This is a genomic window from Streptococcus mitis (assembly GCF_022137125.1).
Lineage (GTDB): Bacteria > Bacillota > Bacilli > Lactobacillales > Streptococcaceae > Streptococcus > Streptococcus mitis_CE.
Window position 1 is genome coordinate 36,659 of the sequence record NZ_JAKNEQ010000010.1, and the last position, 17,255, is coordinate 53,913.

19 protein-coding genes are annotated in these 17,255 nt (G+C 40.3%); all 19 read left to right on the top strand.

All coding sequences use genetic code 11. The features are described from left to right. Positions 1-3: 3 nt before the first annotated feature. The 19 genes from L0P31_RS08615 to L0P31_RS08705 all read left to right on the top strand — a co-directional run bounded on the left by L0P31_RS08615 (position 4) and on the right by L0P31_RS08705 (position 17,254). On the top strand, positions 4-459 hold the full coding sequence (locus tag L0P31_RS08615; RefSeq protein WP_238096535.1) for a GNAT family N-acetyltransferase: 456 nt from the start codon (positions 4-6) through the stop codon (positions 457-459). After that, a complete protein-coding gene (locus L0P31_RS08620) occupies positions 456-950 on the top strand; it encodes a GNAT family N-acetyltransferase (protein WP_238096537.1) in 495 nt (164 codons plus the stop codon). Before L0P31_RS08615 ends, L0P31_RS08620 begins: the two co-directional genes overlap by 4 nt. 79 nt (positions 951-1,029) lie before the next feature. Next, positions 1,030-2,724 (top strand): endolytic transglycosylase MltG, encoded by a 1,695-nt coding sequence (mltG, locus tag L0P31_RS08625; RefSeq protein WP_238096539.1) that lies wholly within the window; start codon positions 1,030-1,032, stop codon positions 2,722-2,724. Between the two features lie 60 nt (positions 2,725-2,784). Continuing rightward, positions 2,785-3,267, top strand: a complete 483-nt coding sequence (gene greA, locus L0P31_RS08630) for a transcription elongation factor GreA (RefSeq protein WP_000818748.1) — start codon at positions 2,785-2,787, stop codon at positions 3,265-3,267. A 75-nt stretch (positions 3,268-3,342) separates the two neighbouring features. Beyond that, on the top strand, positions 3,343-4,707 hold the full coding sequence (locus L0P31_RS08635; RefSeq protein ID WP_049543348.1) for an amino acid permease: 1,365 nt from the start codon (positions 3,343-3,345) through the stop codon (positions 4,705-4,707). Between the two features lie 100 nt (positions 4,708-4,807). Beyond that, the gene (locus L0P31_RS08640) at positions 4,808-5,218 is read left to right on the top strand and encodes a GNAT family N-acetyltransferase (protein WP_080983321.1); all 411 of its coding nucleotides are present in this window, start codon (positions 4,808-4,810) and stop codon (positions 5,216-5,218) included. A gap of 382 nt (positions 5,219-5,600) precedes the next feature. Continuing rightward, positions 5,601-6,446 carry an ABC transporter ATP-binding protein gene (locus L0P31_RS08645; protein WP_080977898.1) on the top strand — a complete coding sequence of 282 codons (846 nt, stop codon included), beginning with the start codon at positions 5,601-5,603 and terminating at the stop codon, positions 6,444-6,446. 15 nt (positions 6,447-6,461) lie between these two features. Next, positions 6,462-7,190: an ABC transporter permease gene (locus L0P31_RS08650; protein ID WP_049543346.1), complete on the top strand. Its 729-nt coding sequence runs from the start codon at positions 6,462-6,464 to the stop codon at positions 7,188-7,190. A 383-nt stretch (positions 7,191-7,573) separates the two neighbouring features. Further along, positions 7,574-7,783, top strand: a complete 210-nt coding sequence (locus tag L0P31_RS08655; protein WP_001107500.1) for a helix-turn-helix transcriptional regulator — start codon at positions 7,574-7,576, stop codon at positions 7,781-7,783. Beyond that, entirely contained in the window at positions 7,773-8,261 is a 489-nt protein-coding gene (locus L0P31_RS08660; RefSeq protein ID WP_223336248.1) for a DUF6773 family protein, read from the top strand. The genes L0P31_RS08655 and L0P31_RS08660 overlap by 11 nt, the downstream gene beginning before the upstream one ends. Positions 8,262-8,375: 114 nt before the next feature. Continuing rightward, entirely contained in the window at positions 8,376-9,836 is a 1,461-nt protein-coding gene (locus L0P31_RS08665) for a nicotinate phosphoribosyltransferase (RefSeq protein ID WP_238096541.1), read from the top strand. Further along, the gene (gene nadE, locus L0P31_RS08670) at positions 9,833-10,657 is read left to right on the top strand and encodes an ammonia-dependent NAD(+) synthetase (protein ID WP_238096543.1); all 825 of its coding nucleotides are present in this window, start codon (positions 9,833-9,835) and stop codon (positions 10,655-10,657) included. Before L0P31_RS08665 ends, nadE begins: the two co-directional genes overlap by 4 nt. Positions 10,658-10,955: 298 nt before the next feature. Further along, positions 10,956-11,504 carry a GNAT family N-acetyltransferase gene (locus L0P31_RS08675; RefSeq protein WP_238096546.1) on the top strand — a complete coding sequence of 183 codons (549 nt, stop codon included), beginning with the start codon at positions 10,956-10,958 and terminating at the stop codon, positions 11,502-11,504. Positions 11,505-11,670: 166 nt separating this feature from the next. After that, positions 11,671-12,381 (top strand): thiol-disulfide oxidoreductase-associated membrane protein CcdA2, encoded by a 711-nt coding sequence (ccdA2, locus tag L0P31_RS08680; protein WP_078238106.1) that lies wholly within the window; start codon positions 11,671-11,673, stop codon positions 12,379-12,381. A 13-nt stretch (positions 12,382-12,394) separates the two neighbouring features. Continuing rightward, positions 12,395-12,958 (top strand): redoxin family protein, encoded by a 564-nt coding sequence (locus L0P31_RS08685; protein ID WP_078238105.1) that lies wholly within the window; start codon positions 12,395-12,397, stop codon positions 12,956-12,958. 9 nt (positions 12,959-12,967) lie between these two features. Beyond that, a complete protein-coding gene (gene msrB, locus L0P31_RS08690; RefSeq protein WP_238096548.1) occupies positions 12,968-14,080 on the top strand; it encodes a peptide-methionine (R)-S-oxide reductase MsrB in 1,113 nt (370 codons plus the stop codon). A 70-nt stretch (positions 14,081-14,150) separates the two neighbouring features. Then, the gene (locus L0P31_RS08695; protein WP_238096550.1) at positions 14,151-14,888 is read left to right on the top strand and encodes a response regulator transcription factor; all 738 of its coding nucleotides are present in this window, start codon (positions 14,151-14,153) and stop codon (positions 14,886-14,888) included. Beyond that, the gene (locus tag L0P31_RS08700; protein WP_238096552.1) at positions 14,885-16,576 is read left to right on the top strand and encodes a cache domain-containing sensor histidine kinase; all 1,692 of its coding nucleotides are present in this window, start codon (positions 14,885-14,887) and stop codon (positions 16,574-16,576) included. Before L0P31_RS08695 ends, L0P31_RS08700 begins: the two co-directional genes overlap by 4 nt. 114 nt (positions 16,577-16,690) lie before the next feature. Continuing rightward, on the top strand, positions 16,691-17,254 hold the full coding sequence (locus L0P31_RS08705) for a TIGR01440 family protein (protein ID WP_192855167.1): 564 nt from the start codon (positions 16,691-16,693) through the stop codon (positions 17,252-17,254). Position 17,255 lies beyond the last annotated feature (1 nt).

A 17,255-nucleotide genomic window follows, 5' to 3' on the forward strand; every position in this document is an offset into this window, starting at 1 on the left:
CCCATGGAAATTCCTATTAAGATCATTCAGGCAAGTAAGTCTGATTTGGCTGAGATAGAGGAACTTAAGGCTTCATCTTTTCCAGCTGAAAAGCAGCAACCTTCCCATATTTTAGAAGAAAGTATCCGTAAGTATGCGGATACCTTTCTTCTAGCTAGGGATGAAAATCAGCTTCTGGGCTATGTTCTAGGTGGTCCGCAGCCACATAATCCGCAATGTCTAGAAATGCATTCTTTAGTCATTGAGTCTGGCCATCAGAGACAGGGCTTGGGAACACTTCTTCTTGCGGCCATGAAAGAGGTGGCAGTTGAGCTGGATTACAAAGGTATTCGTTTGGAGAGTCCTGATGAGTTGCTTTCCTACTTTGAAATGAACGGTTTTATTGATGAAGAAGATTATGCAGCTGGTCAGGGGTATAGTATGATTTGGTTTAATCCCTTTTATCTGGAGGCACAATGAAAATCAGACAAGCAAAATTAGAAGATTTGGATCGGATTATCGAGATTGAACTAGAGAATTTCTCGGTAGAAGAAGCCATTCCTCGTTCGGTATTTGAAGCGCATTTGCGAGAAATTCAGACCTCTTTTCTGGTTGCAGAAAAAGAGGGCAGAATCATGGGGTATATAGAAGGGCCAGTTGGCCCCCACCGCCATCTGCAAGACCAGTCTTTTACAGAAGAGATAGCAGACTATAGTCATAAGCCGGGGGGATATATCTCTGTGACCTGTCTTTCTATTTCCAAGGAGGCACAGGGAATAGGACTAGGTCAGAAATTGCTAACAGCTTTGAAAGAACTAGCTCTTGAACACGAAAGAGAAGGCATTAACCTAACCTGTCATGACTATCTCATTACTTACTACGAAAAACATGGATTTGTCAATGAAGGCCAGTCCCAGTCAACCTTTGCAGGGGAAACATGGTATGATATGGTCTGGGAAGCTAAAAAATAAGCTAGAAAAGCATGCTAGGTTGCTTTTCTTTCGTTTTTAAGATATAATATTATGGATTGTCAACGAGGAGGATAAACTTTTGAGTGAAAAGCCAAGAGAAGACGAAAAATTAAGCTTTAAAGAGCAGATTTTACGTGATTTAGAAAAAGTAAAACGTTATGAAGGGATTCGCCAAGAGGCCACTGAACTTGCAGAGAAAAAAGAAGCTCTATTTGTCCCTGAAACAAAACTCGCAGATGAAGATGTTATGGTTGCATCCCTATCAGCTGTTGAAAAAATTATGGAGAATGCACCACGTGTTCCAAAACATCCTAGTGAGGATATGCCTGCATCACCGGCAGATGAATCGAGAGTAGAAGCTCCGATTACTCCTCGTCACCCTAGTCAAGATGTTCCAGCTTCACCAGTTGAAGCAAGTCCATCAAGACCGGTTCCAGGGCCAGAGACTAATCGTCCACAAAAGGTCGAAGAAGATTTCAACGTAACTCCAACAAGAGTAGCTGTTTCTTATAAGACTGAAGCTAAAAAAGAGCCTCAGAAAGAAGTAACAAAACCAGAACCAGTTATGGAAACGGAAGCTGTTGAAGTCATTTCTGAAACTCCGAGTCGTAGTCGTCGTGAGACTGTTAAACCTGTCAAGAAGAAAAAATCACATTTGAAGGCTTTCTTCATTTCTCTACTGATTTTCCTTGCCTTGATTTCGGCAGGTGGTTACTTCGGTTACCAGTATGTCCAGTCATCTTTATTACCAGTTGACGCTAATTCTAAGAAGTATGTAACCGTTCAAATCCCAGAAGGAGCCAATGTCCAAGAGATTGGCTCAGCACTTGAAAATTCTGGTGTGATTAAACACGGAGTGATTTTTGCTTTTTATGCTAAATATAAAAATTATTCAGATTTGAAGGCTGGATATTACAATTTGCAAAAGAGCATGAGTACAGAGGATATCATTAAGGAACTCCAAAAAGGTGGTACTCCTGAACCTCAAGAACCTTCACTCGCAGATTTGACTATTCCAGAAGGATATACCATTGATCAAATTGCCCAAGCTGTAGGCCAATTACAAGGTGAATTTAAAGAACCTTTGACAGCGGAAGCTTTCTTGGCTAAAGTGCAAGATGACAACTTTATCAGTCAAGAAGTTGCTAAATATCCAAACCTACTCGAAAGCTTGCCAACGAAAGAAAGTGGGGCTCGTTACCGTTTGGAAGGTTATCTTTTCCCAGCGACCTACTCTATCAAGGAAAGCACAACTATTGAAAGTTTGATTGATGAGATGCTGGCAGCTATGGATAAGACCTTGACGCCGCACTATAGTGCAATTAAGTCTAAAAACTTGACAGTCAATGAATTGCTAACAATTGCTTCACTTGTTGAAAAAGAAGGTGCTAAGACTGAAGACCGTAAGTTGATTGCAGGTGTTTTCTACAACCGTTTGAATCTCGGCATGCCTCTTCAAAGCAATATTGCAATCTTGTATGCCCAAGGGAAACTTGGTCAAAATATTAGCCTAGCAGATGATGCTGGAATTGACACATCGATTAATTCACCATACAATGTTTATACCAAACCTGGTTTGATGCCTGGTCCAGTAGATAGTCCAAGTCAGGACGCGATTGAAGCAAGTATCAACCAAACAAAGAGTGAGAACCTCTACTTTGTAGCCAATGTTACAGATGGTAAAGTCTATTACGCAGTGACACAGGAAGAACATGATCGTAATGTAGCTGAACATGTCAATAGCAAACTTACTCAAAATAGTAGTTCAAACTAAGACTACAACAATGAGAATCTCAGATAGAGATTCAATACTATCGAAAGAAAGTTGAGAAAAATGGCAGAAAAAACATATCCTATGACCCTTGCGGAAAAGGAAAAACTTGAAAAAGAATTAGAAGAATTGAAATTGGTTCGCCGACCAGAAGTGGTAGAACGCATTAAGATTGCCCGTTCATACGGTGATCTTTCTGAAAACAGTGAATACGAAGCGGCTAAGGATGAACAAGCCTTTGTTGAAGGACAAATCTCTAGCTTGGAAACAAAAATCCGTTATGCTGAAATCGTCAATAGCGACTCAGTTGCCGATGATGAAGTAGCGATTGGTAAAACAGTCACTATTCAAGAAATTGGTGAGGACGAAGAAGAAGTTTATATTATCGTAGGTTCAGCGGGTGCAGATGCCTTTGCAGGTAAGGTTTCAAATGAAAGCCCAATTGGACAAGCCTTGATTGGTAAGAAAACAGGTGATACAGCAACTATTGAAACACCTGTTGGTAGCTATGATGTAAAAATCTTGAAGGTTGAAAAAACAGCCTAAAAATAAAAAAAAGGAGTGAGGAGGCAGTGCGCTTCACTCACTCCTTTTTCCATTTTAAATTGAATTGGAGACGTTATGAGTTCAAAGAAGAAAAAAAATAAGATGGAGCGTGGTCTGACCAATCGTCACGTGCAGGTTATGGCCATTGCAGGAACAATCGGAACAGGACTCTTTTTGGGAGCAGGTCGCTCTATCAGCCTAACAGGTCCTTCTATTGTACTAATTTATATGATTACGGGAGCATTCATGTTCCTCATGATGCGTGCGGTTGGGGAAATGCTCTACCAAGACCCTGAGCAACATACCTTTATCAACTTTATCACGCGCCATTTAGGTAAGGGCTGGGGTTATTTCTCGGTTTGGTCTTACTGGCTATCCGTTGTCTTTATCGGTATGGCGGAAATCACTGCTATCTCTCACTATGTTCAGTTCTGGTTCCCTAGCTGGCCAAGTTGGATGATTGAGATTGGATTTTTGACTATTCTAGCCTTGGTCAATTTGATTGCGGTGAAACTCTTTGGGGAAGTTGAGTTTTGGTTTGCGATGGTCAAGATTGTGGCTATTTTAGCCATGATTGCCACAGGAGTCTTTATGGTCTTGACAGGCTTTAAGACACCACATGGAGTAGCAAGTTTGGCCAATATTGCTGACAATTTCTCCCTCTTCCCAAATGGTGGAGTTAACTTTGTCATGGCCTTCCAGATGGTTTTCTTTGCCTACCTCATGATTGAGTTTATCGGGGTAACGACTTCAGAAACAAAAAATCCACGTCAGGTCTTGCCAAAAGCCGTTAAGGAAATTCCTTTGCGTATCGCCTTTTTCTACGGTGGTGCCCTCTTAGCCATCATGGCTATCATTCCGTGGCGTGAACTTGCATCGGCTGATTCTCCCTTTGTTACAGTGTTTGAATTGGCAGGAGTCAAGTGGGCGGCAGCCTTGATTAACTTCGTCGTTTTGACATCAGCGGCATCTGCTCTTAACTCAACTCTCTACTCAACAGGTCGTCATTTGTATCAGATTGCCCATGATTCGCCAAATCGCTTCCTAAAAGCAATTAAGGCAGATACTCTCTCTCGCCACAACGTGCCACAAAATGCCATCATTGCCTCAGCAATCTTGATTGCCCTAGCAGCCTTTATTAACATCTTGCCAGGAGTTTCCGATGCCTTTGCCTTGATTACGGCATCATCATCAGGTGTCTATATCGCCATTTATATCTTGATTATGGTGGCTCACCTCAAGTATCGCAAGTCACCAGACTTTATGGCAGATGGTTATCTCATGCCCCATTATCGTTTCCTAAATCCTTTAACCATGCTCTTCTTTGTCTTTGTCTTTGTAACTCTCTTTCTACAAGAGTCTACATTTGTCGGAGCAATCGGTTCAGCTATCTGGATTATCGGTTTCGGGATTTATAGCCAGTGGAAATTTAGAAAATAGATTTGAAACTCATCAGCTTAGCTTGGTGAGTTTTTGCTAGTTTGACAGTCTATTGAAATAAGACTATAATCAAGCTGTAACAGTGTTTAAGGAGGTTTAGATGTACTTTAGATTGGAAAATAAGGAATCCCATAAATCACAAGAAATAGGGAATCTGATTCGTGTTTATAACCGTTCAAAAAGAGAAGAGGCTGAAAGTGAGCCACTTAATCTTTATGTCGAAGATGAAAAGGGCAATCTCATGGCAGGTTTGATAGCAGAGACTTTTGGAAATTGGCTAGAAATCGAGTATTTATTTGTAAAAGAAGAACTGAGAGGGCAAGGACTCGGTTCAAACCTATTGCAGCAAGCAGAAACTGAAGCTAAGAATCGAAACTGTCGTTTTGCTTTTGTCAATACTTACCAGTTTCAAGCTCCAGATTTTTATAAAATGCATGGCTACAAGGAAGTTTTTACCTTACAAGACTATCCCTACACAGGAAAAAGATTTTATTACCAAAAAGATTTGTAAGGAGAATATGAAATCATAAAGTAAAGAGGGGGCTTGACATAAGTATGGAGGTGGACTAATGGATATGAGTAACTATCGATAAGTAGCAGTTATAATCTACAAATTGTGTCTTTCTAGACGATATTGAGGACAATACAGTCGTAGCTAAGACATTAGATGTGAAATCCTACGATGCTGTAGATGTTTTGAGAAAATTGAATAAGCAGAAAACTCTCTATCATTTAGGTGGTAGAGAGTTTTTTGTTAATAAAATTTTACAAAATGACATTTATATATTGCATTAAGTTAGATATATGATATAATGTTGTTAAAAAGAGGCGCAACTTTTTAAAATTAATGAGAATCAAAGAGAAAACCAAGAATGTTAATGGAGGAATAAAAAATGGAAGTTATAAATGTAAGTAAGCATTATGCTCATTCAATCATTCTCAAAGATATAAATTTTGCACTTAATAAGGGTGAAATTGTTGGTCTAGTAGGGAGAAACGGAGTTGGCAAGAGTACATTGATGAAAATTCTTGTTCAGAATAATCAACCGACTTCAGGGAATATTATAAGTAGTGATAATGTTGGGTATTTAATCGAAGAACCAAAATTATTTTTATCTAAAACAGGTTTAGAGAATTTAAAATATTTGTCAAATTTATATGGTGTTGACTACAATAAAGAAAGATTTGGAAGTTTGATCCAAGAGTTAGATTTGACTCAGTCTATTAATAAAAAAGTAAAGACCTATTCTTTAGGTACAAAACAAAAATTAGCTTTGCTTCTAACTCTCGTTACGGAACCTGATATATTGATTTTAGATGAACCGACTAATGGTTTAGATATTGAATCATCACAAATAGTTTTAGCAGTTCTAAAAAACTTAGCTTTACATGAAAATGTGGGAATTTTAATATCGAGTCATAAATTAGAAGATATTGAAGAAATTTGTGAGAGGGTCCTTTTCTTGGAGAACGGGCTTTTGACATTCCAAAAAGTAGGAAAAGATAGACATAATTGCTTGTTTGAGATAGCTTTTTCATCAGCTACAGATAAAGACATTTTCCTTACCAAACAAGAATTTGGGGATATTGTTCAGGAAGAGGGACTGAAAATTACTATGTCTGGGAATATTCAAAGTAGTGAGCTTTTTAAATTTTTTAACGAAAACTCTATTAAAGTAGTTGATTTTGAAACTAAAAAAGAGACGCTTAAAGATATTTATCTAAATCGTTCAAAATAAAGGAAGGTTATAATCATGAAATTAAATAAATTGAATTTTCTTAAGGAAAATATAAGAGATTTATATTCATCAGGCGTAATATATCTCGGATTGATTATCTCGTTTATACCGCCGATACTGGTTACATTCTTTATTCTAAAGACTCAAGGGACATCACTTGGTATTAAGCATATTTCAAATTTTTATGCTATGCTCGGTATGTTAATGGCTGTTATACATGCTAACCGAATTATTAGCAGGGATTTTTCTAACAATACGATCAGTTTATTTTATAATCAAAAGAAAAATCGGATGATTTACGTCTTGTCTAATTTTCTATATGCCATCTCAGTTTCTATTATTTATGCTTTGAATGGCATTGTGCTACTAGTCATCGTATGTAAATTGGGTGTTCCAGGTGATTTAGGATTAGATTTTATAGTAGCTATTGTAGTCAATACAATTTTGTTAGTCCTATTTTATTTTCTATTATCTTACATTTTCTATTTATACAAATTGAAAAGTGGCTTGATATTTGGTATTTTAGTTGCTTTACTACTCTTTATCCCTAATATATTAAATACGATTATGATGAATACTAGTAATGATTTGTTTATCAAAGCAATTGAACTTCTTCCTTTTTATTCTTTACCTGTATTTGTGGCTTCAAATACGATGTCTATTAGTCAGTATCTTGTGGTAATCACTACAATCATTTTATTGTACTTTTTCACTCTCAAGAAAAGCAAGAAGTATTCATTTTAGTTTCGTTTAGTATTATTTTGCATACTTAAAACCAGCAAAAAATCAGTCATCTTGGTATGCTCCTTCTCTTGCTGTTCACCACGTTTTTGACTTATACTAGACTCATTTCCAAAAGCATTATATAATAGTAATATGAAACCAACTAAACTAAACAAGAAGTACAAGCAATAAAAACTCGTTTAAAAGATTCTACTAAAGCTAATACTAAACAAAAATAAAAGAGTAAACTAGGAAGTTTATTTCAAACAATCCAACATACTGATTTTAGGTTGAAGATAATATTGGAGTGCTAATTAATGAGGTTAAAATAAATAGCTGACAGCTTGTGTTAGTTTTGGATTTTTTAAGAGTAGATGAGTATTAAAACTATAAGGAGGACGCAGGTGGCTAAAAATTTAAAATTAAAATTAGCTCGGGTTGAGCTTGATTTAACTCAAGGTCAACTGGCAGAGGCTGTTGGTGTGACACGCCAGACTATTGGTTTGATAGAGGCAGGGAAATACAATCCCAGTCTCTCGCTCTGCCAGTCCATTTGCAGATGTTTAGGGAAAACCCTAGACCAATTATTTTGGGAGGAAGAAGATGGTAAATAAATTTATTCATTATCAATTACTTGACGAAAGAGAAGAACAACTAATCAATAAAGCTGGGGCAGAGTCTTTTACCCTCTTCATTGGGCTTGTGCTTCTAAGCTATTTGGTGGCAGTGTTGGCTCCCTCTCTTTTTAATCCGAATTTTCTAGTGTATACTCTGATAGTAGGAATTTTCTTCTTTTTCAATCGTGCCCGTTATCTGGGAGTGACCTACTATAGTCGTTTTCATTTTACGATTTTGGGTTGTTTTTTCCTAAACTTGGCTATTACGACTCTTTTGATGTTGCAGAATTATCAATTCAACATAGAAATTTATCAGCACAATCCTTTGAACCTTAAATACTTATCTGCTTGGGTCATTACTTATCTGATTTACCTTCCTTGGGTTTTTATCGGTAATCTCGGCCTTAAAAGTTATGGCGAATGGGCTCAGAAAAAATTTGAACAAGATATGGATGAACTGGAGAGTGGAGAATAGCTTGTTACTCTTTTCTCAATCCAGCCAAAATGTGTTATAATAGTACTAATTTATTGGAACACATGAAAGTTCTTGAAATTTTCATTGGTTTCTAGTTAAGGAAGTAGGAAAAGTATGTATCCAGATGATAGTTTGACATTGCACACGGACTTGTACCAGATTAACATGATGCAGGTTTACTTTGACCAAGGGATTCACAATAAAAAGGCGGTCTTTGAGGTTTATTTCCGCCAACAGCCTTTTAAAAATGGCTATGCAGTTTTTGCAGGTTTGGAAAGAATTGTGAATTATCTTGAAGACTTGCGTTTTTCAGATAGCGATATTGCCTATTTGGAGTCGCTGGGCTATCATGGGTCATTCTTGGACTATCTCCGCAATTTCAAGTTGGAGTTGACCGTTCGTTCTGCCCAAGAAGGGGACTTGGTTTTTGCTAATGAACCGATTGTGCAGGTGGAAGGCCCTCTAGCTCAATGTCAATTGGTCGAAACGGCTCTTTTGAACATCGTCAACTACCAGACCTTGGTGGCGACTAAGGCAGCTCGTATTCGTTCAGTCATTGAAGATGAACCCTTGATGGAGTTTGGGACACGTCGGGCGCAAGAGATGGATGCGGCTATCTGGGGAACACGCGCAGCGGTGATTGGTGGAGCTAATGGAACCAGCAATGTGCGTGCTGGTAAACTCTTTGATATTCCTGTCTTGGGGACTCACGCCCATGCCTTGGTACAGGTTTATGGTAACGACTATGAAGCTTTCAAGGCTTACGCTGCGACCCACAAAAACTGTGTCTTTCTTGTGGATACCTATGACACCCTTCGCATCGGTGTACCAGCTGCCATTCAGGTGGCGCGTGAGTTGGGGGACCAGATTAACTTTATGGGTGTGCGGATTGACTCTGGGGATATTGCCTACATTTCCAAAAAAGTCCGTCAGCAACTGGACGAGGCTGGATTTACAGAGGCTAAGATTTATGCTTCTAATGATCTAGATGAAAATACCATCCTCAACCTCAAGATGCAAAAGGCCAAGATTGATGTCTGGGGTGTGGGAACTAAGCTGATTACAGCCTATGACCAGCCAGCTCTTGGTGCAGTTTATAAGATTGTTGCGATCGAAGATGAAAATGGGAACATGCGCAATACCATCAAGCTTTCTAATAATGCGGAAAAAGTGTCTACGCCAGGTAAGAAACAGGTGTGGCGCATTACCAGTCGTGAAAAAGGCAAGTCAGAAGGAGACTATATCACTTATGACGGTGTGGATGTGAGTGACATGACGGAAATCAAAATGTTCCATCCGACCTATACCTACATCAAGAAGACGGTTCGTAATTTTGATGCCGTTCCTCTCTTAGTGGATATCTTCAAAGACGGAAAATTGATTTACAACCTGCCTAGCTTGACTGAGATTCAGGATTATGCTCGTAAGGAATTTGACAAGCTTTGGGATGAGTACAAGCGCGTACTCAATCCGCAACATTATCCAGTGGATTTGGCGCGTGATGTATGGCAAGACAAGATGGACTTGATTGACAAAATGCGCAAGGAAGCCCTTGGCGAAGGAGAAGAAGAATGAGTTTGCAAGAGACTATTATCCAGCAACTAGGGGTTAAGCCAGTGATTGACGCTCAGGAAGAAATCCATCGTTCCATTGACTTCTTAAAAAAATACCTGAAAAAACATCCCTTCCTTAAAACCTTTGTACTAGGGATTTCTGGGGGACAAGACTCGACTTTGGCAGGTCGTTTGGCTCAACTAGCTATGGAAGAACTGCGAGCAGAAACGGGAGACGACAGCTACAAATTTATCGCTGTCCGCCTGCCATATGGAGTGCAAGCTGATGAAGCAGATGCTCAAAAAGCTCTAGCCTTCATCCAGCCAGATGTCAGCTTGGTAGTTAATATTAAGGAATCTGCTGATGCTATGACAGCTACAGTTGAAGCGACAGGTAGTCCTGTTTCAGATTTTAACAAGGGCAATATCAAGGCTCGTTGCCGTATGATTGCTCAATATGCCCTGGCAGGTGCCCATAGCGGAGCGGTCATTGGAACAGACCACGCCGCGGAAAATATCACAGGCTTTTTTACCAAGTTTGGTGACGGTGGTGCGGATATTCTCCCTCTTTACCGCCTCAATAAACGCCAAGGAAAACAACTCTTACAGGAACTTGGTGCAGACCCAGCCCTTTATGAAAAAATCCCAACGGCAGACCTAGAAGAAGATAAACCAGGTCTAGCTGACGAAGTGGCCCTCGGAGTCACTTATGAAGAGATTGACGACTACCTAGAAGGCAAAACAATCAGCCCAGAAGCCCAAGCAAAAATCGAAAACTGGTGGCACAAAGGTCAACATAAACGCCACCTACCAATCACCGTATTCGATGACTTTTGGGAGTGAGACAGAAATCGGTAACTCACAGAGTTCGATTTCGTCGTCTCACCCCCGCAACGATGACTAGGTTTGAAAAAGCTTGCTAGAGCGCATTTCAAACCAGACAGCGACTGCGTCAAGGAACTAGATGAAAAACTTGTTTTTTAGTTATTACTGAGTTTAGTCTTTTTACCCTGAGCCTATAAATGAGAAAGCGAGGAAGGTCCGAGAGACCTTTTTAGCTTATTACCTTGAAATTAAAAAGCAAAGTAAATTTAAATTGAGGTTGGGCAGAGAATCATCTATCAGAAAGCGAGGTAGCGTCATGAAAGCAATCGGTACGCAAATATTACAGACAGATCGTTTAATCTTGCGAAGATTTGTGGAAAGTGATGCAAAAGCCATGTTTCAGAATTGGGCTTCATCCGCTGAGAATCTAACCTATGTCACCTGGGATCCCCATTCTAATGTCGAAATCACTCGAAACTCGATTCGAAATTGGGTTGCCTCCTATGCTAATCCCAACTATTACAAATGGGCCATTTGTCTCAAAGAAAACCCAGGGCAAGTGATCGGGGATATCAGTATCGTTGAGATGGATGAGGAAGATTCAAGTTGTGAAATTGGCTATGTGCTAGGCAAGGCTTACTGGGGACATGGGATTATGACAGAAGCCTTGAAAGCTGTCTTGGACTTTTGTTTTACTCAAGCAGGTTTTCAAGAAGTCAAGGCACGTTATGCCAGTCTCAATCCAGCTTCAGGTCGTGTCATGGAGAAGGCTGGAATGTCTTATCTAAAGACTATTACCAATGGTGTAGAGAGAAAAGGCTATCTTGCGGACCTTATTTATTATCAGATAAGTAGGGAAGACTAGTGAATTTTCTTTTCAGTTTCCATCAAAGTCAGACCTTGTCTGGCTTTTTTTGCAACATTTTTTACATAACCTGATTAAATTCCTATTTTTCCCTATCATTGTCCCTGTTTTTTCTGGAATTTTGGGGCTATAATAGTTTTATCAAATCAAAGAATGGAGGAAGGCAATGGATAATATAATCTTTTTTATCAGTGTGTTTCTTGCTGGAATTCTCTCCTTCTTTTCTCCTTGTATTTTACCCTTGTTACCGGTCTATGCAGGGGTCTTGTTGGATGACAAAGATGGTGCTCAGACTTCTAGTAGCAAATTTTCAATCTCTGTTGTCAGTTTATTGCGAACTCTGGCCTTTATAGCGGGTATTTCTTTTATTTTTATCTTGCTGGGTTATGGAGCTGGTTTTTTAGGAGATTTGCTGTACGCCCCTTGGTTTCAGTATGTGACGGGTGCGGTCATCATTCTCTTGGGCTTGCACCAGATGGAAGTCTTACATTTGAAGGGACTCTACAAGGAAAGAAGGCTACAATTAAAGAGACAAGGGCAAAAGGGTAACGGCTATAGTCAGGCATTTTTACTAGGATTGACCTTTAGTTTTGCTTGGACGCCTTGTGTGGGGCCGGTTCTTGGCTCTGTTTTGGCTTTAGCGGCTTCAGGTGGCTCAGGTGCTTGGCAGGGAGCTGGTCTTATGTTGGTTTACACACTGGGTCTAGCGCTACCATTTTTGGTTCTAGCTCTAGCTTCCAGCTATGTTTTGAAACATTTCCGAAAACTTCATCCCTACCTCGGAACCCTCAAAAAAGTGGGTGGTTTCCTCATTATTGTGATGGGAATCTTGGTGCTTTTGGGAAATGCTTCCATTTTGACTACATTATTTGAATAGAGAGGAAGAAGAAATGAAAAAATGGCAAACATGTCTCCTTGGAGTCGGCTCAATCTGTTGCTTGGCAGCCTGTTCGGCTAAAAATATGTCAGACCAATCTACTATGAAGGAGCAAACAAAAACTGAACAAGTTAGTTCGCAAACTGCGACTAAAGGTCAGGCGGTTGCTGATTTTGAACTGATGGGAGTAGATGGCAAGACCTACCGCTTGTCTGATTACAAGGGAAAGAAAGTCTATCTCAAATTCTGGGCGTCTTGGTGTTCCATCTGTCTAGCCAGTCTTCCAGATACGGATGAAATTGCTAAGGATGCTGGTGATGACTATGTAGTTTTGACGGTAGTGTCACCTGGACACAAGGGGGAACAAGCTGAAGCAGACTTTAAGAACTGGTACAAGGGCTTGGATTATAAAAATTTCCCAGTTCTAATTGACTCATCAGGAAAACTTTTGGAAAGTTATGGTGTCCGTTCTTACCCAACTCAAGCCTTTATAGACAAGGAAGGCAAGCTAGTCAAAACGCAACCAGGTTTTATGGATAAGGATATGATTTTAAAAGAATTGAAAGAAATGGGGTAGCGAAAGGTCATGAATGATAAAGTAAAACTTTTTGTCTTGGCAGGAATCTTTTTCCTAGCCATAAGCGGTTTCTATTTTCTATTGATGCGAAATGCAGGGCAGACAGATAGCTCGCAAATTGAGAAAGCATCAGTTAGCCAAGGAGGAAAAACAGTGAAAAAAACAGAAGTGAGTAAAGATGCAGACTTGCACGAAATTTATCTGGCTGGAGGTTGTTTCTGGGGAGTTGAGGAATATTTCTCACGCGTTCCCGGGGTAACGGATGCCGTTTCAGGATATGCAAATGGTAGAGGGGATACAACCAAGTACGAATTGATTAACCAAACAGGTCATGCGGAAACCGTCCATGTAACCTATGATGCCAAGCAAATTTCCCTCAAGGAAATCCTGCTTCATTATTTCCGCATTATCAATCCAACTAGCAAAAATAAACAAGGAAATGATGTGGGAACCCAGTACCGTACTGGTGTTTATTACACAGATGACAAGGATTTAGAGGTGATTAACCAAGTCTTTGATGAGGTGGCTAAGAAATACGACCAACCTCTAGCAGTTGAAAAGGAAACCTTGAAGAATTTTGTGGTGGCTGAGGACTATCACCAAGACTACCTCAAGAAAAATCCAAATGGCTACTGTCATATCAATGTCAATCAGGCTGCCTATCCCGTCATCGATGCCAGCAAATATCCCAAACCAAGCGATGAGGAATTGAAAAAGACTTTGTCAACTGAGGAGTATGCAGTTACCCAGAAAAATCAAACAGAACGTGCTTTCTCAAACCGTTACTGGGATAAATTTGAATCTGGTATCTATGTAGATGTGGCAACTGGCGAACCTCTCTTTTCATCAAAGGACAAGTTCGAGTCTGGTTGCGGCTGGCCTAGTTTCACCCAGCCAATCAGTCCAGATGTTGCTACCTACAAGGAAGATAAATCTTACAATATGACACGCATGGAAGTGAGAAGCCGAGTCGGAGATTCTCACCTTGGCCATGTCTTTACGGATGGACCACAGGACAAGGGTGGCTTGCGCTACTGTATCAATAGTCTCTCTATTCGCTTCATTCCCAAAGATCAAATGGAAGAAAAAGGCTACGCTTATTTACTAGATTATGTCAATTAAGAGGGATTTCCTAAGCAGTTAGAGGAGAATTTTGCTATACTGATACTAGTAAGTGACAAAGGAGAGAAGCATGACCTATACAATCTTAATCGTAGAAGATGAATATCTGGTAAGACAAGGCTTGACCAAGCTGGTCAATGTAGCAGCCTACGATATGGAAATCATCGGTCAAGCTGAAAATGGAAGACAGGCTTGGGAATTGATACAAAAGCAGGTGCCGGATATCATTTTAACCGATATCAATATGCCTCAGCTAAATGGCATCCAGTTGGCCAGTCTGGTCCGAGAAACCTATCCTCAGGTGCATTTGGTCTTTTTAACAGGCTACGATGATTTTGATTATGCCTTGTCTGCTGTCAAACTAGGTGTGGATGATTACCTACTCAAGCCCTTTTCTCGTCAGGATATCGAGGAAATGCTGGGGAAAATCAAGCAAAAGTTGGATAAGGAAGAGAAAGAAGAGCAGTTACAAGATTTATTGACTGATAAGTTTGAGGGAAATATGGCTCAGAAAATCCAGTCCCATCTGGCTGATAGCCAGTTTAGTTTAAAGTCTTTAGCAAATGACTTGGGCTTTAGTCCGACTTATCTGAGTTCTTTGATTAAGAAAGAGTTGGGCCTACCTTTTCAGGATTATCTGGTGAGAGAACGTGTCAAACAAGCCAAGCTTTTGCTTTTAACTACCGATCTGAAGATTTACGAGATCGCAGAGAAGGTTGGCTTTGAAGATATGAACTATTTTACCCAACGTTTTAAACAGATTGCAGGTGTGACACCTCGCCAGTTTAAGAAGGGGGAAGATCGATGAAACGTTCTTCTCTCCTAGTCAGAATGGTTATTTCCATCTTTCTGGTCTTTCTCATTCTCCTAGCTCTGGTTGGGACTTTCTACTATCAATCTAGTTCTTCAGCCATTGAGGCTACTATTGAGGGCAATAGCCAAACGACTATCAGTCAGACTAGCCACTTTATCCAGTCTTATATCAAAAAATTAGAAACCACCTCGACCAGTTTGACCCAGCAGGCAGATGTCCTAACCTATGCTGAGAATCCCAGTCAAGAAAAGGTCAAGGGAATTCGAGATTTGTTTTTGACCATTTTAAAGTCAGACCAGGACTTGAAAGCTGTTGTGCTGGTAACCAAATCTGGTCAGGTCATTTCTACGGATGATAGTGTGCAGATGAAAACTTCCTCAGATATGATGACTGAGGATTGGTACCAAAAGGCTATTCATCAGGGAGCTAAACCAGTTTTAACTCCAGCTCGTAAATCAGATAGCCAGTGGGTCATTTCTGTCACTCAAGAACTTCTTGATGCAAAGGGAGCCAATCTAGGTGTACTTCGTTTGGATATTTCCTATGAAACTCTGGAAGCCTATCTCAACCAACTCCAGTTGGGTCAGCAGGGCTTTGCCTTTATCATCAATGAAAACCATGAATTTGTTTATCATCCTCAACATACAGTTTATAGTTCGTCTAGCGAAATGGAGGCCATGAAACCCTATATTAAGACAGGGCAGGGTTACACTCCAGACCACCAATCCTATGTCAGTCAAGAAAAGATTGCTGGAACTGATTGGACGGTTATAGGAGTTTCTTCGTTGGAAAAATTATCTCAAGTTCGGAGTCAGCTCTTGTGGACCTTGCTTGGGGCCAGTGTCACCTCTCTTCTTGCCTGTCTCTGCTTGGTGTGGTTCAGTCTCAGACGTTGGATTGCCCCTTTGAAGGATTTGAGAGAAACAATGTTGGACATTGCTTCTGGTACACAAAATCTGCGTGCCAAGGAAACTGGTGCATATGAGTTGAGAGAAGTGACTCGCCAGTTTAATGCCATGTTGGATCAGATTGATCAGCTGATGGCAGATGTGCGCAAACAGGAAGAAACGACCCGTCAGTATGAACTTCAAGCCTTGTCGAGCCAGATTAACCCCCATTTTCTCTACAACACATTGGACACCATCATCTGGATGGCTGAATTTCAGGATAGTCAGCGAGTGGTTCAGGTGACCAAGTCCTTGGCGACCTATTTTCGCCTAGCGCTCAATCAGGGTAAAGATTTGATTTGCCTGTCTGACGAAATTAACCATGTTCGCCAGTATCTCTTTATCCAGAAACAACGTTATGGGGATAAGCTGGAATATGAAATTGATGAAAATCCTGCCTTTGATAACTTAGTCTTGCCCAAGTTGGTGTTACAACCTCTGGTGGAAAATGCTCTTTACCATGGCATCAAGGAGAAGGAAGGTCAGGGACATATTAGAGTTTCTGTCCAGAAACAGGATACAGGACTAGTCATCCGCATTGAGGATGACGGCGTTGGATTTCAAAATGCTGGCGATAGTAGTCAAAGTCAGCTCAAACGTGGAGGAGTAGGTCTTCAAAATGTTGATCAACGTTTCAAACTTCATTTTGGAGACAATTACCAGATGAAGATTGATTCTGCATCTGACAAAGGAACGACGGTTGAAATATACATAAATAGAATAGAAACTAGCTAACTCCCGGTCAATTCTGGGAGTTTTATGCGTAATCGAGAAAGCTTTCTAGGTTGTCTATCTTGCTAAAAATAAGAAAAAACGATATGATAGATAATGACAAAAGAGGTATCAAGTATGAAGGAAAAAGACATTCAAAGAGAAACAAGCCAGATTGTAGAAGATGTGTTGGAAAAGGCCAATTTGAAGCAAGGATCTATCTTTGTTTTGGGCCTCTCTTCTAGTGAGGTGATAGGTGGTCAGATTGGTAAGGAATCCAGCCAAGAAATTGGTGAAATCATTGTAAGAACCATTCTAGATATCCTAGAGGAAAAAGGAATTCATCTAGCTGTTCAAGGTTGTGAACATGTTAATCGGGCCCTCGTTGTTGAACGTCAGGTGGCAGAGCAGTTTGGCCTGGAAATCGTCAGTGTCCTTCCGACTCTTCATGCAGGAGGTTCGGGTCAGTTAGCAGCCTTCAAGTTTATGCAGAATCCAGTTGAGGTTGAATTTATCAAGGCTCATGCTGGATTGGATATCGGAGATACTGCAATTGGCATGCATATTAAGCATGTTCAGGTTCCGATTCGTCCTCTTTTGAGAGAGATTGGTCATGCCCACGTAACGGCTCTTGCTAGTCGACCAAAATTAATCGGAGGTGCGCGTGCGCACTATCCGCAAGATTCTATTAGAAAGTCGTGAG

Coding starts and splice junctions, on each gene's coding strand:
- L0P31_RS08615 (WP_238096535.1), top strand. CDS start 4: ATGGAAATTCCTATTAAGATCATTCAGGCAAGTAAGTCTGATTTGGCT.
- L0P31_RS08620 (WP_238096537.1), top strand. CDS start 456: ATGAAAATCAGACAAGCAAAATTAGAAGATTTGGATCGGATTATCGAG.
- greA (WP_000818748.1), top strand. CDS start 2,785: ATGGCAGAAAAAACATATCCTATGACCCTTGCGGAAAAGGAAAAACTT.
- L0P31_RS08635 (WP_049543348.1), top strand. CDS start 3,343: ATGAGTTCAAAGAAGAAAAAAAATAAGATGGAGCGTGGTCTGACCAAT.
- L0P31_RS08640 (WP_080983321.1), top strand. CDS start 4,808: ATGTACTTTAGATTGGAAAATAAGGAATCCCATAAATCACAAGAAATA.
- L0P31_RS08645 (WP_080977898.1), top strand. CDS start 5,601: ATGGAAGTTATAAATGTAAGTAAGCATTATGCTCATTCAATCATTCTC.
- L0P31_RS08650 (WP_049543346.1), top strand. CDS start 6,462: ATGAAATTAAATAAATTGAATTTTCTTAAGGAAAATATAAGAGATTTA.
- L0P31_RS08660 (WP_223336248.1), top strand. CDS start 7,773: ATGGTAAATAAATTTATTCATTATCAATTACTTGACGAAAGAGAAGAA.
- L0P31_RS08665 (WP_238096541.1), top strand. CDS start 8,376: ATGTATCCAGATGATAGTTTGACATTGCACACGGACTTGTACCAGATT.
- nadE (WP_238096543.1), top strand. CDS start 9,833: ATGAGTTTGCAAGAGACTATTATCCAGCAACTAGGGGTTAAGCCAGTG.
- L0P31_RS08675 (WP_238096546.1), top strand. CDS start 10,956: ATGAAAGCAATCGGTACGCAAATATTACAGACAGATCGTTTAATCTTG.
- ccdA2 (WP_078238106.1), top strand. CDS start 11,671: ATGGATAATATAATCTTTTTTATCAGTGTGTTTCTTGCTGGAATTCTC.
- L0P31_RS08685 (WP_078238105.1), top strand. CDS start 12,395: ATGAAAAAATGGCAAACATGTCTCCTTGGAGTCGGCTCAATCTGTTGC.
- msrB (WP_238096548.1), top strand. CDS start 12,968: ATGAATGATAAAGTAAAACTTTTTGTCTTGGCAGGAATCTTTTTCCTA.
- L0P31_RS08695 (WP_238096550.1), top strand. CDS start 14,151: ATGACCTATACAATCTTAATCGTAGAAGATGAATATCTGGTAAGACAA.
- L0P31_RS08700 (WP_238096552.1), top strand. CDS start 14,885: ATGAAACGTTCTTCTCTCCTAGTCAGAATGGTTATTTCCATCTTTCTG.
- L0P31_RS08705 (WP_192855167.1), top strand. CDS start 16,691: ATGAAGGAAAAAGACATTCAAAGAGAAACAAGCCAGATTGTAGAAGAT.